The 16,043-nt window shown below is 40.8% G+C and carries 15 protein-coding genes; 2 read left to right on the forward strand and 13 right to left on the reverse strand.

The window, feature by feature from the left end; all coding sequences use genetic code 11:
* Positions 1-27 precede the first annotated feature (27 nt).
* Together fba and E2L03_RS18165 are read right to left on the reverse strand one after the other, a co-directional pair.
* The gene (fba, locus tag E2L03_RS18160) at positions 28-891 is read right to left on the reverse strand and encodes a class II fructose-1,6-bisphosphate aldolase (RefSeq protein WP_038484126.1); all 864 of its coding nucleotides are present in this window, start codon (positions 889-891) and stop codon (positions 28-30) included.
* 229 nt (positions 892-1,120) lie between these two features.
* Positions 1,121-1,462, reverse strand: coding sequence for a response regulator (locus E2L03_RS18165; protein WP_038486291.1), 342 nt, complete (start codon positions 1,460-1,462; stop codon positions 1,121-1,123).
* Positions 1,463-1,608: 146 nt separating this feature from the next.
* On the opposite strand from E2L03_RS18165, the gene E2L03_RS18170 reads away from it, so the two are divergent.
* Positions 1,609-2,121 (forward strand): DUF2529 family protein, encoded by a 513-nt coding sequence (locus E2L03_RS18170; RefSeq protein WP_134260001.1) that lies wholly within the window; start codon positions 1,609-1,611, stop codon positions 2,119-2,121.
* A gap of 156 nt (positions 2,122-2,277) precedes the next feature.
* Here E2L03_RS18170 and pyrG read toward each other — a convergent pair whose 3' ends face one another.
* The 7 genes from pyrG to E2L03_RS18205 form a co-directional block, all read right to left on the reverse strand.
* On the reverse strand, positions 2,278-3,888 hold the full coding sequence (gene pyrG, locus E2L03_RS18175) for a CTP synthase (protein ID WP_038484132.1): 1,611 nt from the start codon (positions 3,886-3,888) through the stop codon (positions 2,278-2,280).
* Between the two features lie 342 nt (positions 3,889-4,230).
* Positions 4,231-4,749: a DNA-directed RNA polymerase subunit delta gene (gene rpoE / locus E2L03_RS18180; protein WP_038484135.1), complete on the reverse strand. Its 519-nt coding sequence runs from the start codon at positions 4,747-4,749 to the stop codon at positions 4,231-4,233.
* 140 nt (positions 4,750-4,889) lie between these two features.
* A complete protein-coding gene (locus tag E2L03_RS18185; RefSeq protein WP_038486293.1) occupies positions 4,890-5,495 on the reverse strand; it encodes a TetR/AcrR family transcriptional regulator in 606 nt (201 codons plus the stop codon).
* 91 nt (positions 5,496-5,586) lie between these two features.
* Entirely contained in the window at positions 5,587-6,729 is a 1,143-nt protein-coding gene (locus tag E2L03_RS18190; protein ID WP_055735448.1) for an acyl-CoA dehydrogenase, read from the reverse strand.
* Positions 6,722-7,573, reverse strand: a complete 852-nt coding sequence (locus E2L03_RS18195; protein WP_134260003.1) for a 3-hydroxybutyryl-CoA dehydrogenase — start codon at positions 7,571-7,573, stop codon at positions 6,722-6,724. The genes E2L03_RS18190 and E2L03_RS18195 overlap by 8 nt, the downstream gene beginning before the upstream one ends.
* Positions 7,573-8,760, reverse strand: coding sequence for an acetyl-CoA C-acetyltransferase (locus E2L03_RS18200; RefSeq protein WP_124742818.1), 1,188 nt, complete (start codon positions 8,758-8,760; stop codon positions 7,573-7,575). The genes E2L03_RS18195 and E2L03_RS18200 overlap by 1 nt, the downstream gene beginning before the upstream one ends.
* A 73-nt stretch (positions 8,761-8,833) precedes the next feature.
* On the reverse strand, positions 8,834-10,924 hold the full coding sequence (locus E2L03_RS18205; RefSeq protein ID WP_055735451.1) for a (Fe-S)-binding protein: 2,091 nt from the start codon (positions 10,922-10,924) through the stop codon (positions 8,834-8,836).
* Positions 10,925-11,063: 139 nt separating this feature from the next.
* Here E2L03_RS18205 and cls point away from each other — a divergent pair, with 139 nt between their 5' ends.
* Positions 11,064-12,257 (forward strand): cardiolipin synthase, encoded by a 1,194-nt coding sequence (gene cls, locus E2L03_RS18210; RefSeq protein WP_134260005.1) that lies wholly within the window; start codon positions 11,064-11,066, stop codon positions 12,255-12,257.
* 62 nt (positions 12,258-12,319) lie between these two features.
* On the opposite strand, the gene E2L03_RS18215 is transcribed toward cls, so the two are convergent.
* The 4 genes from E2L03_RS18215 to speB all read right to left on the reverse strand — a co-directional run bounded on the left by E2L03_RS18215 (position 12,320) and on the right by speB (position 16,042).
* On the reverse strand, positions 12,320-12,802 hold the full coding sequence (locus E2L03_RS18215) for a DUF456 domain-containing protein (RefSeq protein ID WP_095150961.1): 483 nt from the start codon (positions 12,800-12,802) through the stop codon (positions 12,320-12,322).
* A 2-nt stretch (positions 12,803-12,804) separates the two neighbouring features.
* Positions 12,805-14,475: an arginine--tRNA ligase gene (gene argS / locus E2L03_RS18220; protein WP_134260007.1), complete on the reverse strand. Its 1,671-nt coding sequence runs from the start codon at positions 14,473-14,475 to the stop codon at positions 12,805-12,807.
* Between the two features lie 71 nt (positions 14,476-14,546).
* Entirely contained in the window at positions 14,547-14,948 is a 402-nt protein-coding gene (locus E2L03_RS18225; protein WP_236702344.1) for a YwiB family protein, read from the reverse strand.
* Positions 14,949-15,163: 215 nt separating this feature from the next.
* On the reverse strand, positions 15,164-16,042 hold the full coding sequence (speB, locus tag E2L03_RS18230) for an agmatinase (RefSeq protein ID WP_038484162.1): 879 nt from the start codon (positions 16,040-16,042) through the stop codon (positions 15,164-15,166).
* Between the last annotated feature and the right edge of the window lies 1 nt (position 16,043).

Here is a 16,043-nt window from a genome sequence, read left to right on the forward strand (position 1 = left end):
ACTGCTTTTATTAAATTTCGTCTCGCCTTACGCTTTATTTGAAGAACCAAATTCTCTCATTTTTCCAGCGACTGTTGCTTTAATCGCGTCACGAGCTGGTCCTAAATATTTACGTGGGTCATATTGCTCAGGTTGAGCTGCCAATGTTTCACGAACAGCTTTAGCTGATGAAATTTGACTTTCTGTATTTACATTGATTTTGGCATGACCAAATTCAATCGCTTTTTGAATATCCTTCGTCGGAATACCTGTTCCGCCATGTAGCACAAGTGGAATACCGACAAGTGAATCGATGGTTTTCATGTGATCAAAACCAAGATTTGGTTCACCTTTATACGGTCCGTGTACAGAACCAAGTGCAGGAGCAAAGCAATCAACATTTGTTGCTTCGACTAATTCTTTACACTCTTCAGGAATAGCATACGCCGCTTCTGCATCATCAACGATTAAGTCATCTTCTTGTCCACCAATACGACCTAGTTCTGCTTCAACAGAAACACCAAGCGCATGTGCAACTTCAACAACTTTTTTCGTTAACGCAATATTTTCTTCTAACGGATAGTGAGAGCCGTCAATCATGACAGATGTAAAACCAGCATGAATCGCTTCTACACATTTCTCAAAGCTCGAACCGTGGTCTAAGTGAATCGCAACAGGAACGGTAACTTTGTACTCTTCCATTAGGTTTTCTACTAATCCAACGATTGTTTTGAATCCACCCATGTAACGAGCCGCACCTTCAGAAACACCAAGAATAACTGGTGATTTCTCTTCTTCGGCTGCTTGCAGAATTGCTTGAGTAAACTCCAAGTTGTTTAAATTAAATTGACCAACTGCGTAGCTTTCCGCTTTCGCTTTGTTCAACATGTCTTTCATCGATACTAAAGGCATGATTGTCCTCCTTCATTTCTCTTACCATAGGTGGAATAAGTCCATCTTCATTTATTGTTAAAATAACCTTATATTCGAAAGTTATGTAAAGAAATAAATATAAAATAACTATTCTACCTAGGCACACGAATCTTTAATCGAATCTATTATAGCATATCTTTTTTCGATTTGACCTAGGAAAGAGTTAGAAATTAAATGTAAACGGATCCATTTTCAAACTTTGACACTTTTAGAGATTATGGCGAATCACTTGCCTTACATCTTCAATGTCAAACGGCTTGGCCATGTAACTAATCGCCCCGTTTTCCAATGCTTCGTTCACCATCTTTAACTCACCGTAGGCTGTCATCATAACGACTTTAATGGTCGGTTGGCGCTCTTTCATCTTCTTTAGTATTTCTACTCCGTCCATACCAGGAATTTTCATGTCTAACAGAACAATGTCGATCTTTTCAAGTTCTTGTATATCGAGCGCTTCTTTCCCGTTAGCAGCTTGGTACATTTGATAGCCATCTTTTTGCAAGATTTCCGTTAATAATACTCGTATTCCAAATTGATCGTCTACAATCATTACATTATGCACCGTTAACACTCCTCCTAGTCGTCCTCTCCATTGTAAACTTATTCGTGTTGTTTCGTGGGTTTCCTTTAATAATTTGCATTTTATCTTACAGGAAACTAGAATAATAACAAGTAATTCGTGAGAGAGGTACAGATATGGATAAGATTTACACTACTCAACTTATTGGGTTATTAAAAAAGATAAATGATACCCAGCTAGATGAACTTGAAAATGCCGCCAGACTCTTATCACAATCGATCATGGCAAATGGCACCATCTATGTCAAGGGGATAGCAGAACTTAAAGCACTTGAATATGCAACAACGGCAAGTTATGAATCGTTGCCAAATGGAGAAATCTACAGCAATCAGACCCTCTCTTCAGTCGATCGCTTCCTTCTCTTTTCCCCTGACGCAAGCGACTTTGAAACAACAAAACTTCTAAAGGATTGCAGCGAAGCAGGCGTACCTGTCGTATTAATGATCACTGAGGATTGTATTTGTAACGAAATCGATGCTGATAGCGTAATAGAGCTTGGCCTCACAAAGGGCTTGACCCCTAACGAGCATGGAGAACGGATTGGACACCCAGGCTTAATTGCCACACTCTATATGTACAACCAGCTCTATCTAAACACCCTTGATATTGTAAATGAACTAAAAGACTAATGGTTGAGCCATCACCTTTAGTCTTTTTTTCATAGGACGACATGAAAAGTAAATCTAAACTCACAGTCGTTGACTGGCTCTTACAAATCAAAAAAAGAGGCTACGCCTATAAAGGGATAACCTATCACCTTTTGGCGTAGCCTCTTGACTACTCTCTTATTGCTGTTCTTTTACTTCTAATGATTTCGCCACAAATTCTCTAAATAGCGGTTGTGGACGAGTTGGACGTGACACAAACTCTGGATGGAATTGACTGGCAATAAAATATGGATGATCGGCAATTTCAATAATCTCCACTAAACGTCCATCTGGGCTCGTACCAGAGAAAACAAATCCAGCCTCTTCCATTTGTTGACGATATTCATTGTTAAACTCATAACGATGACGATGACGCTCATAAACGACTTCTTCGCCGTATGCAGAACGGGCAAGAGAACCTTCTTTTAATTTACAAGGATATAAACCTAAACGAAGGGTTCCTCCTAAGTCTTCAACATCTTTTTGTTCTGGAAGTAAATCAATGACTGGATAGGGTGTCGTTGGATTTAATTCAGCAGAATGTGCTCCGTTCATCCCAAGAACCGTACGAGCAAATTCAACAGATGCAAGCTGCATGCCTAAACAAATCCCAAGAAACGGTATTTTATTTTCTCTCGCATAACGAGTAGCAGCAATTTTCCCTTCAACACCACGATCACCAAATCCACCAGGGACAAGAATGCCATCTGCCTCTTTCAAGCGTTCAGCCACATTTGCATCATTGACTTGCTCTGAATATACCCAGTCAATGTCAATATCAGCATCGACATTATAACCTGCATGGCGTAACGCCTCTGCTACTGAAAGATACGCATCCTGTAATTCAACATATTTACCAACTAAGGCAATACGAACTTTCTTACTTAAGTTGCTTACACGGTTAACAAGGGCGCTCCACTCATCCATATTTGCTTCTGGACATTGCAAGTGCAAGTGATCACAGACAATTTGATCAAGCTTTTGAGCTTGTAGATCAAGTGGAACCTGATAAAGGGTATCTGCGTCTCCAGCTTCAATTACGGCTTCTTTACGGATGTCACAGAATAACGCAATCTTGTCTTTCATTTCTTGAGGTACTGGACGCTCTGTGCGTACTACGATGACGTTTGGTTGAATCCCTAACGAACGCAACTCTTTAACAGAGTGCTGAGTTGGTTTTGATTTCATTTCTCCAGCAGCTTTTAAATATGGAATGAGGGTACAATGTAAATAAAGGACATTCTCCATTCCCACGTCACTCTTAATTTGGCGGATTGCTTCTAGAAACGGCAAGCTTTCGATATCACCTACTGTACCACCAATTTCCGTAATGACAACGTCTGCACCCGTTTCTCTACCTGCACGGAGTACACGTTCTTTAATCTCGTTTGTTACGTGCGGGATAACTTGAACTGTACCGCCAAGGTAATCACCACGACGCTCTTTCTTTAATACAGTTGAGTACACTCTACCTGTGGTGACATTAGAATTTTGACTAAGGTTAATATCAATAAAACGCTCGTAATGGCCTAAATCTAAGTCTGTTTCTGCACCATCATCAGTCACAAACACTTCTCCATGCTGATACGGACTCATTGTTCCTGGATCGACGTTAATATATGGATCAAATTTCTGAATGGTCACCTTCAACCCACGATTTTTTAGTAGTCTACCTAATGATGCAGCTGTAATCCCTTTTCCTAATGAAGAAACTACGCCACCTGTAACAAATATATATTTCGCTGCCATCCTACTTCCTCCTCTTCGCTTTTAAGGGGATCTTGCGCTAACATGCTCCTGAATCAATTTCACACATCATAAGTCACTTAGTAAATTTTAATGGCGTGCAAAGTGGACACCTACTTTAAAATTTCTTAACGAACAGGTACGTGCGTTTTTCTATATCTTGTTCGTCTATTCGACTTCTTCGATCGTTATAAAATTGGCTCATCTATCAAAAAAAAACAAAAGTGACACGTCGCCATAGGCATACTATGGGGCGCACTTTTGTTTATTATTTCCATTATATAAGCTCATGATAAGCCCAAAAATGATTTTACCGAGTTATCACGTAGAAGTCAAGCAGACTTTTTAATCTTCCTCTTCTTCACTTGACGATTCCTCGTCATCGTCAAAATCACCTAAGTCTTCATCTTCGTCTTTATCCGTGAAATCATCATCTTCGTCTTCTTCTTCGTCATGATCTTCCTCATCCGCTAATTCATCGAGCTCATCTTCCAAGTCTTCAAATTCGTCCTCTTCAAGCTCATCAATAGCATCAAAGTCATCTTCATCTTCGTCCGTTTTACGACGCTTCGGTTTAACAGAGTGCGTAATCTCTTCTTCAGATTGCTCGTGGGGATACCAAGCTTTTAAACCCCATTGGTTATCTCCAAGCGTTAGGAAACGCCCATCAATATTTAAATCAGTATATAAGAAAGAAATTCTTGCCTCTGCTTCTGATCTTGACAACCCTTTTAATTTCGCTACTTCCTCTAGTAAATCATAGAAATTAAACGCCTTTTTCTGATCCACCATAATTGCAAACGCTGCTTCTACCATGGACATTTCATCAAGTTGTTCTTGATTCAAAGATTGCAAATCAACCATAATCGGGCACACCCTCCATCATCTTCATAAATCGTACCATCTATTAGTGTAAGCCATTTACTGCTAAAATCATACGTTCCATTATAAACAAGATTTACGTTTATTTCTAGCCATAATGAAAAACTCGCAGCAACCATTTACTACGAGTCTAACAAAACATACGAAGAAAGTAACTGTTTAATTTGTAAATCACTGTATTCGTCAATATCTAACTGCTTTTGCATGGACCAGCGCCTAAACGTCCACATTTGTCCTAAAACGAGAATATTATGAGCTAATAAATGCTGTTGCTTCTCACTTATTTGCATATCTCCATTTTGCACACAAGCACCAATAAACGATTCCATCAGCGTTACCATCTCTAATTCTTTCTTTAGAACATAAGGCAACGTCTCCTTCGGGAGAGACTTTGTTTCTTGGTACATCACAAGTACTTCGTCTTGCTTTTCATCGACAACCGCTAAGTACGCACGAATGGCAATTTTTAAGCGGTCTAACGGGGTACCACTTTCATCAAGCAGCCGCTTCACACTCTCCATCACTTCATCGTAAATGGAGTCACAGACAAGATAAAGCACATCTTCTTTCGTTCCAATGTATTCATAGAGCGTGCCTATGCTGAATCCTGATTCTTTGGCAATCTCTCTCGTTGTCGTTCGATGGAAACCTTTTTCTATAAAAAGACTTACCGCACCTTTAATCATCTGTTGACGACGCTTTTTTATTAGTTTTTCATCTTTCACCATTGAAGGAATTACTTTTTTCCCAGCCACTTCACCCACTCCTGTCAATACGATTCTACCATTTTAACACGGAGGGAATAAGCGCAAATCGTTTTTACGAGGAAAGTTGTCTCGATATAACCATTTGCTGGATTTCACTCGTCCCTTCGTAAATCTCGCACACTTTCGCATCTCGGAAATAACGCTCTACAGGGTATTCTTTCATATACCCATACCCACCGTAAACTTGAATGGCTTTCGTAGCAACATCCATTGCCGCTCGAGAGGCAAATAACTTCGCCATGCTCGCTTCTTTTGCACAAGGAATCTCTTTATCTTTAAGAAACGCCGCAGAATACGTTAATTGTTTGGCTGCCTCTGTATCTGTTGCCATATCTGCTAATTTAAACGCGAGCCCTTGATGCTGACTTAATTTCTTTCCAAATTGCTTTCGTTCATTAGCGTAATTTGTCGCCGCTTCAAGTGCTGCTTCTGCAATACCTAGAGATTGGGCTGCGATTCCAATGCGTCCTGAATTCAAGTTAGCAAGAGCAATTTTCAACCCTTCTCCTTCTTCTCCTAAGCGTTGATCCTTTGAAATTCGACATTGTTCAAGAATGATTTCTGTTGTGGATGAACCATAGAGACCTAGCTTCTTTTCTTTTTTACCAATAATAAGTCCAGGTGTGCCGTCTTCCACAATGAAACACGATATTCCTTTTGAGCCCGCCTTTGGATCCGTTACCGCAAAAACAAGGTAGGTTCCTGCCTCTCCACCATTGGTAATAAAGACTTTCGAGCCATCCAGTATATAGTCATCGCCGTCTTTTACTGCTCTTGTTTGTAACGCTTTTGCATCACTGCCTGCGTTTGGCTCCGTTAAACAAAACGCACCTATCCATTCCCCTGCTGCTAGTTTTGGGACATATTTTTTCTTTTGCGCTTCTGTTCCGTATAAAACAATTGGAATCGTTCCAACTGAAGTATGCACACTCATAATTAAGCCAATACTTGCGCTTACCTTCGAAATTTCATGAACGGCAATGATATAGGAAACAAAGTCCATCCCTGCACCACCATACTTCTCAGGAACAGGCACCCCCATTAAACCTAGCTCCCCCATTTGCTTGAGAATATCACGCGGAAACCAATCTTCCTCTTCCATCTTTTCGACCTTAGGCGCAATTTGTTCTCGCGCAAACTCTTGCACCATTTTCTTCATCATTAATTGTTCTTCATTAAAAAAAACACTACTCATATTGGAAGAACCCCCTGCCTACTTTTTTTCCAAGCCAACCTGCTTGCACGTATTTTTTCAATAACGGACACGGGCGGTACTTATCATCACCAAATCCTTCATGCAGCACGTTCATAATAAATAAACACGTATCTAATCCGATAAAATCTGCCAGCGTTAATGGACCCATCGGATGGTTCATGCCAAGCTTCATGACAGTATCAATATCTTCAGCTGTGGCAACACCTTCATAAAGAGTGAAAACCGCCTCATTAATCATTGGCATTAAAATACGATTTGAGACAAAACCAGGAAAATCCTCTGAGCAAACAGGTACTTTATCAAGCTGGTAGGAGAGTGCTTCAATCGTTTGAAAGACGCCCTCACTTGTAGCTAAGCCACGGATAATTTCAACTAATTTCATCCTCGGTACAGGGTTCATAAAGTGCATGCCAATAACAGCTTCTGGTCGATTGGTTACACTTGCTAAGTCCGTAATTGGTAAGGAAGATGTATTCGTAGCTAGAATCGCGTCCGCTTTGGCATAGCGATCCATCTCCTTAAAGATATGCTTCTTAATATCAACGTTTTCTGTAGCCGCTTCAATAATAAGATCAGCCGATGCAGCTTGGTGCATATCCGATATTGGCGTGATTTGAGCGAGAGTTGACGTGACAGCTGTCTGCTCCATGTACCCTTTATTTACTAGTCGTTGCAACCTTTTTTCCATACCGTCCACAGCGGCTTGCGAAAGCTCTTGTTTTTGATCATGCAGCAGAACCACGTACCCTTTTGCTGCAAATACTTCCGCAATGCCAGACCCCATTTGCCCTGCACCGATTACCATTATCGTTTTTGTTTTCATTAAGCGTTCTCCTCTACGTACACTAGAACGGCATCACCTTGGCCACCGCCGCTACATATTGAAGCGATGCCATATCCACCACCAATTCGTTTTAATTCATATGCTAATGTAAGAATAATTCTAGCACCACTCGCACCAATCGGATGACCGTAAGCAACCGCACCACCATTAACATTTACTTTTGTTTCGTCTAACTCTGCTAATTGATTACTTGCAAGGGCAACAGCGGCAAACGCTTCATTGATTTCAAATCGCTTGATATCACTTAAAGACACAGATGCCTTCTCCAGAAGTTTGTTAATGACAAGACCCGGTGTTTTCGGAAAATCCTTTGGCTCTACAGCAATACGTTCATGGCAAACAATCGTTGCAAGTGGAGTCTTCCCTTCTTTTTTAGCACGTTCATCACTCATAAGGAGCATAGCGCATGCACCGTCATTTACACCCGGTGCATTTCCAGCCGTAATCGTACCGTCTCGCCCAAATACGGGTTTTAGTTGGTTGAGGCTTTCCACTGTTGTACCTTTACGTGGGCTTTCGTCTTGATCAATGATGGTCTTCTCGCCTTTTCGCCCTTTTACTTCGACAGAAACAATTTCCTCTTTCATGATACCGCTTTCAATCGCTTTAACAGCTAATTCTTGGCTTCGTGCAGCCCAGCGATCTTGTTCGTCTCGTGACAGATTTAAATCTTCAGCAGTACGATTTCCATACACTCCCATATGAACATTTGTAAATGAACATGTTAACCCATCATAAACCATTCCATCAATAAGCGTGGTATCGCCCATCCTTGCCCCAAAGCGCGCTTTTGGCATATAGTAAGGCGCATTAGACATGGATTCCATCCCTCCTGCTAGAACCACTTCAGCTTCTCCAGAACGAATTGATAGATCAGCCATCGTTACTGCTCGCATACCGGATGCACACACTTTATTAATTGTCTCTGTTTTCACTTCCCAGGGAATACCCGCTGCATGCATTGCCTGTCTGGAAGGTAATTGTCCTACTCCTGCTTGCAGGACATGGCCCATAATGACTTCATCAACAGCTTCTGGGTCTAGCTGACTACGAGTTAATGCCTCTTTTAAAGCAAATCCACCTAAATCGGTTGCTTTGAATGAAGCCAATGCTCCACCCATTTTTCCAATTGGTGTTCGTGCACCATCAATGATTACCGATTTCATAAGACACTCTCCTCATCGAGCGAACGCTCGGTCATTTTAGTAGCAGATAAGATTCGCTTTACGCGAATCTTATCTATGCTGGTTCTTCTAACGACTTCTCTAAAATTTCAGCAACATCCATTGTCTGTACGTCATCTTCTTTTTCAAGTGCCTTCGTACCATCACTAAGCATGGTTAAGCAATATGGACAAGCACTACCAATTACAGATGGAGAAACGGCAAGAGCTTGCTCAGCCCGGGCAACGTTTACTCGTTGACCTTTATCTTCTTCCATCCACATCATACCACCACCAGCTCCACAACACATGCCATTTTCACGATTACGATCCATTTCTACAACATTCACACCTGGAATATACTTTAGAATTTCTCTCGGCGGATCATACACGTCGTTATAGCGACCTAAATAACAAGAATCATGGAACACAATTGTTTCATTTACTTCTTTCGTCGGTGACAGCCTTCCTTCCTGCAATAATGTTGCAAGAAGTTCTGTATGATGATAAACTTCGACATCTTCCAACCCGAATTCTGGGTATTCGTTTTTCAATGTGTTGTATGCATGCGGGTCAATTGTAACAATTTTCTTCACATTATGCTTCTGAAATAACTCAATGTTAGCGCTTGCAAGTTCTTGGAACAAAAATTCATTTCCTAGTCGTCTTGGCGTATCACCAGAGTTCTTTTCTTTATTCCCAATAATTGCAAATGAGACACCCGCAAGGTTAAGCAGCTTCGCGAATGATTGTGCGACTTTTTGACTGCGGTTATCGTAAGCACCCATTGAGCCAGCAAAGAATAAATACTCAAACTCTTCACCTTTTTTACTTAATTCTTTAACTGTTGGGACATAAATATCTTCACGGCCATCACGCCAATTTTCACGTTCCTTACGGCTGATTCCCCAAGGGTTCCCCTGTCGTTCAATGTTTTGCATCGCACGTTGGGCATCGGGATCCATTTTTCCTTCTGTTAAAACAAGGTAACGACGTAAATCAATAATTTTATCCACATGTTCGTTCATCACAGGACATTGATCTTCACAGTTACGACATGTTGTGCATGCCCAAATTTCATCTTCTGTTATGACGTCTCCAATCAAACTGACATCATAACTAGCTGCTGCTTCTTCATGGCCTTTCGCCGCTAAAGAATTGGCAGCTGTGTTTGAAAATGCGTAGGAAGGCATCCACGGCGAGCGTGACGTTATAGCGGCACCTTTCTCGGTTAAATGATCGCGCATTCTTAATAATAAATCCATTGGTGACAGCATTTTCCCAGTTCCTGTTGCTGGACACATATTGGTACAACGACCACATTCAACACACGCATACAAATCAAGTAGCTGCTTTTGATTGAAGTCTTCGATTTTACCAACGCCAAAGCTTTCCGCATCCTCATCTTCAAAGTTTACTTTTGCTAATCTTCCTACTTTATGCGTCCGACCTAGAAAGACATTCGCAGGACCAGCAATTAAGTGCGCGTGTTTTGACTGAGGTACATAGACGAGAAAACTTAGTAAAAAGAGAAGATGCATCCACCAAAACACAAAGAATAATCCGCCTGCAACCGTAATCGGAATCCAGTTCGTTGCAAACGCTACTGATGAGGCCAGGGGCTCAAAAAACGTTAAGTCTTTTCCAAGCCATATCATTTCCATCCCTTTTGCCATCGTCTTTGAAACCATTAATCCACCGATAAAAATAAGTACTAGCCCAGCTTTCCAATTTCGCTTAAGACGTACTATTTTTTCAACATAGCGTCTGTAAAAGGCCCATACTACGGCGATTAAAATCATTGCAACGACGAGTTCTTGGAATAAGACAAAGAACGGATAGATTGGACCTAACGGTAAATGACTACCGGGGTTTAACCCTTTCCATATTAAATCAATGGCACCGAGTTGAACCATTAAAAAACCATAGAAAAACATGAGATGAATAATGCCGCTCTTTTTGTCTTTCATTAACTTCTTATGTCCAAATACATTTTTCCAAATGGCTTGCATGCGTTCATTTAGCGTATGTTCAAATTCTGCTTTTTTGCCCAATTTAATAAATTTAATTCTCGTCCAGATGAGATTGGCAAAAAGATACACCGCGTAACCGGTTACAAGAAGAAATAAAACCCAATTCACCGTGAGTAGAGCTGTACTAACTCCCATTATATACCTCCTCAAGTTTCGTTAAGCGTAGTATATCACAACTTCAATGAATGAGCATTCAGTCAACAAACTTTTTTATTTTTTTGGATGATTTTCATTCTCTTCGGAAACGATAAAGAGGCAGAAAGGAGCTTTTCCTATGCTATTATTGCTCATAATTATCACCATTGGGTGTGCTATTTTTCTTTGGCTCCGGTTTGATTACCAGTTCGGATTAACCCATTTACGCAAGCATGAATCAAGTGAACTGACATCTTCCTATCCAAGCAAGGTATCGTTACTTTCAGACGGTGAGGCCTTATTCGCCTGTTTACTAGCAGACATTGCAGACGCAAAAGACCATGTCCATATTCAGTTCTATATTTTTAGAAGCGATGGTATTGGTAAACGCATGATACAGGCACTTTGTGAAAAAGCTGAACAAGGCGTATCTGTTCGACTACTCATTGATCAATTTGGTTGTAAACTTTCGAACTCCGATAAAAAAGCATTAAAACAAGCAGGGGTGCATTTTCAAACCTCTTCCAGAATACAAATGCCTTGGATCTTTTTTTCAATGAACCGAAGAAACCATAGAAAACTTGGCTGTATTGATGGCCGTATTGGCTACATAGGAGGCTTTAACGTCGGCGATGAATACTTAGGTCGCAATCCATTTTTTGGCTATTGGCGAGATTTTCACATTCGATTAACTGGCACTGGGGTTCATGCGATTCAATCACAGTTTATGAGAGATTTTGAAAAAGTAGAAGCGATCCCTAATCCATCTAGACTCCTCCCCTTATTAGAAGAAGGCTCTCAACACATACAGTTTTTAAGTACTCAAGGAGTCGGATTGGAAAAACGATATTTGGACCTTATTCATTCAGCAACGCAATCTATCGCGATTGGAACACCTTATTTTATTCCAACGAAAGCACTTAAAAAAGCGTTGGTTGAAGCTTGTCAAAGAGGCGTACAAGTAACGATTCTTCTACCTGAAAAGGCTGACCATCCTTTCGTTAAACATGCTGCTACACCGTTTATTATGACCATGATCGAAGAAGGGGCTCTTGTCCATCACTACTACCGTGGTTTCTATCACGTAAAGGTACTCGTTGTTGACCGTGCTACTTGTCTTATTGGTACTGCTAACTTTGATCAACGAAGCTTACACTTAAATAATGAAATGAGCTGTTTTACTAATGATGAATTATTTATTCACGATGTAGAAACACTTTTTCAACGTGACCTCGAACGATCCATTACTATAACAGCGGAAGCCTTAAAAAAGCGACCCCTATTGGATCGCTTAAAAGAAAAGGCTACAAAGCCTCTTATCAATTTCCTATAATAAAGCGCTATAGTCAGACACCTCAGACCTGAAGTCGTCGCCATAGCGCTTTTGCTTCTGTTTTAAGTTAACCAAACTTCAATAAAGAACCAAATGATCATCACCGTTTGAACAACGGCTTTAGCAAATGAGCCGCTTAAAAACGCAAGGAAGGAAGCAAATGCAATCTTGATAGCTTCGTTAAACGTTTTTTGCTGTAGCAATTCCACGGTCAAAACGAGTACAAAAGGCACGAGAATTAAACCGAACGGCGGATAGATAAATGCACCTATAATTACACCGACCAACGCCATCCGTTCTCCCCATTTAGAACCTCCTGTACGTTTTACAAAAAGAACATTTGCTAGAAAATCAACAACTAGTAAAAAGATCGTCAACACAGCCATACCGACCCAAAACCACGTGCTTAGGTTGCCTGACAACCCAAAGAGGTAAATAAGAAAGCCACCCCATAGCACGAGGACAGATGGAATAATGGGTACAATCAGTCCGACGTAGCTTGCAACGAAAAAGACGACAATTAGAAGCCACCAAAGGATTTCCATTGTTACATCTTCTCAGGTGCATGAACCCCTAAAAGAGCCAGTGCATTCTTAATCGTTAGTTGTGTTGCTTTCATGAGTGCCAGTCGTGCATAAGAAAGTGCTTCATTGTCCCCATCAACAACACGATTTCCGTTATAGAAACTGTGAAGTGTTTGTGCAAGATCGTACGTATAATTGGCCATTCGTTGTGGATTTTGCTTTTTCGCTGCATCAGCAACAGCTATTGGAAAATCACCAATTACTTTTAATAACTCGTATTCTTTCTCACCATTTAGCTGTGTTAAATCTGCTTGATTGTAATCGGTCATACCTGCTTCTTCCCCTTGGCGAAGGATAGAAGAGATACGAGCATGAGCATATTGAATATAATAAACCGGGTTTTCATTTGATTTGGAAACCGCAAGATCCATATCAAAGTCCATGTGCGTATCAGCACTTCTCATTGCAAAGAAGTAACGCGTCGCATCAATTCCCACTTCATCCATTAAATCCCTTAGCGTAACCGCTTTTCCAGTACGCTTACTCATTTTCACTTTTTCGCCACCTTGGTACAAGCTAACCATTTGAATAATCTCAACATCAAAACGGGAGGCATCATAGCCTAATGCTTGAATAGCTGCTCGCATTCGTGGAATATAGCCGTGGTGATCGGCTCCTAGAATGTCAATTAAACGATCATGTCCACGATCATACTTATCGAGATGATAAGAAATATCTGGCGTCAAGTACGTATAGCTGCCGTCATTTTTCACAAGAACACGGTCTTTATCATCTCCATAATCAGTTGAACGTAACCATGTCGCCCCGTCTTGCTCATAAGTCTTTCCTTTTTCTTTTAAGACATCGAGCCCTCTTTCTACTTGGCCTGACTCGTAAAGGGAAGTTTCTGAAAACCAATGGTCAAACGAAACTCGGTACACGCTTAAGTCTTTTTTTATTTTCTCTAGCTCTTTGTTTAAACCGTAATGACGCAAAATTTCTAGTCTTTCCTGTTCTTCTAATGCTGCGTATTCATCGCCAACTTCTGCTCTTAACTGTGCCGCAATCTCAATGATATCGGCACCTTGGTACCCATCTTCCGGCATAGGAAAGTCATAACCAAGCGCCTGCATGTAACGAGCCTGAAGAGATAAGGCTAAGTTATCAATTTGGTTTCCAGCATCATTAATATAGTATTCACGAGAGACATTGTAACCGGCCTTTGCCATAATATTTGCCAAAGAATCGCCAACTGCTGCGCCACGGGCATGTCCTAAATGCAAATCACCTGTTGGATTAGCAGAGACAAACTCAATCAATACTTTCTCTTGTTTCCCAGCATCACTCTCACCATAACGCTCACCTGCAGCAAGCACCGTTGGGATAATCTCTCTTAAATAACTATTGTCTAAGAAGAAATTCACAAAGCCAGGACCGGCAATTTCTACTTTTTCAATTTTAGCTTTTTCTTTATTTAATTGCTCAGTAAAGCTTTCTGCAATTTGACGTGGTGCTTTTTTCGCAATACGAGCTAATTGCATCGCCACATTCGTAGCATAGTCACCATGTGCTTTCTCTTTTGGCACTTCCAAGAATATTTCCGGTACCTCTTCCTCCGTTGCTAGCCCGGCCTTTATAATGGCATGTTTAATTTCTGTTTGTAGCGACTGTTTCATTTGATCTAATGGGTTCATGTTAGACTTCCTTTCCTTTTTCACTCATAGAAAAGGCAAGGGAACAATCCCTTGCTCTTTTGGCTTGTCATTTATTCTTCTTTGCGCTCAATGGTCAATCGAATCTCATGCTCGCCTGTCGCTTGCCCTTGTAAGAAGAAATGGTAGCGTACATAAATCTTCCCTTTGCTTTTATTTGCTTTAGGAAGTTGCACAATAAGGGTTTCAGTAATCGCTTTTGTTTCCCATGAAGCTTCGGGTGTGACATAACGTCCAAACGTTTCTTGTTTCGGTGCAAAACTCTGACGCATAATAATCCCACCTTGTCGAATCAGCATCAGCTCTTCACCATCCCATTTCATTGTTGAATACACATCTTGTCCGTGAGTATGGGCTTCTTTAAAACGCAAATAAGAGGCGTTGTTTTTTATATAATAATCGCCTTCCGTTACAAAAGAGAAGGAATCAGGTGGCTGACCTTCTAAATATGTCATGGTTTGAAAAGAGATCTGGACTTTCCTCTTCATGATTTGTTCATTCCATTCTATTATTCATACAATCATTACTTCCTTATCCATTTTACTTCGTTTATATACGTCTTGCAATTGAATAGAGTTTCCATTCTCAAAAAAAGGAACAATAAAATGAAAAAGCGCTAGCAGTATGGTCCTCTGTCAAAAACCTACCTTTAGCACTTTATCAGGTGTATTTATCGTTTGTTTACCCATCCTAATAGCATTTCGCGTACAAATTTACTAGCTGCAATAGTTGTTTGTTCCGTTGGATCATAGGCAGGGGCTACCTCAACAAGATCTGCACCAACAATAGAAAGATCTGCTTTTGCTAAATGAATTTGCGCTTCCAGCAATTCTTTTGATGTAATACCGCCAGCCTCAGCAGTACCCGTACCTGGAGCATAAGCCGGGTCGAGTACGTCAATATCAATCGTGACGTAGACATGTCTTCCTTTTAGCTTAGGCAGTACTCGCTTCAACGGCTCAACAACATCAAACTTAAATAGATTCATTCCTGATTCCTTTGCATAAGCAAATTCTTCACGCATGCCCGAACGAATGCCAAATGAATAGACGTTTTCTGGTCCAATTAATTCACAAGCCTTCCGAATGGGGGTGGAATGAGATAATACCTCTCCTTCATACTCCTCACGTAAATCTGCGTGTGCATCAATATGAATAATCGCTAAATCTGGATATTTACGATACATGGCTTTAAAAATTGGCCATGACAATAGGTGTTCGCCACCTAAACCGAGGGGGAATTTGCCGTCATTTAAAAGGCCTTCCACGTATTCTTCAACCATGTCTAAACTCTTTGCTGCATTTCCAAATGGAAGAGGGATATCACCAGCATCAAAATATGCAACCTCTTCTAAATGCTTGTCTGCATATGGGCTATATTCTTCTAATCCAAGAGAAGATTCTCGGATGCGGGCTGGTCCAAAACGAGAACCGGGACGAAAGGAAACGGTCCAATCCATCGGCATTCCGTAAATGACAGCATCAGCTTCTTCATAAGTTGCCCGGCTCATAATAAAGACCTTGCCAGAATAAGATTCATCAAATCGCATA

Source organism: Shouchella oshimensis, from assembly GCF_004375095.1.
Taxonomy (GTDB): domain Bacteria; phylum Bacillota; class Bacilli; order Bacillales; family Bacillaceae_D; genus Shouchella; species Shouchella oshimensis.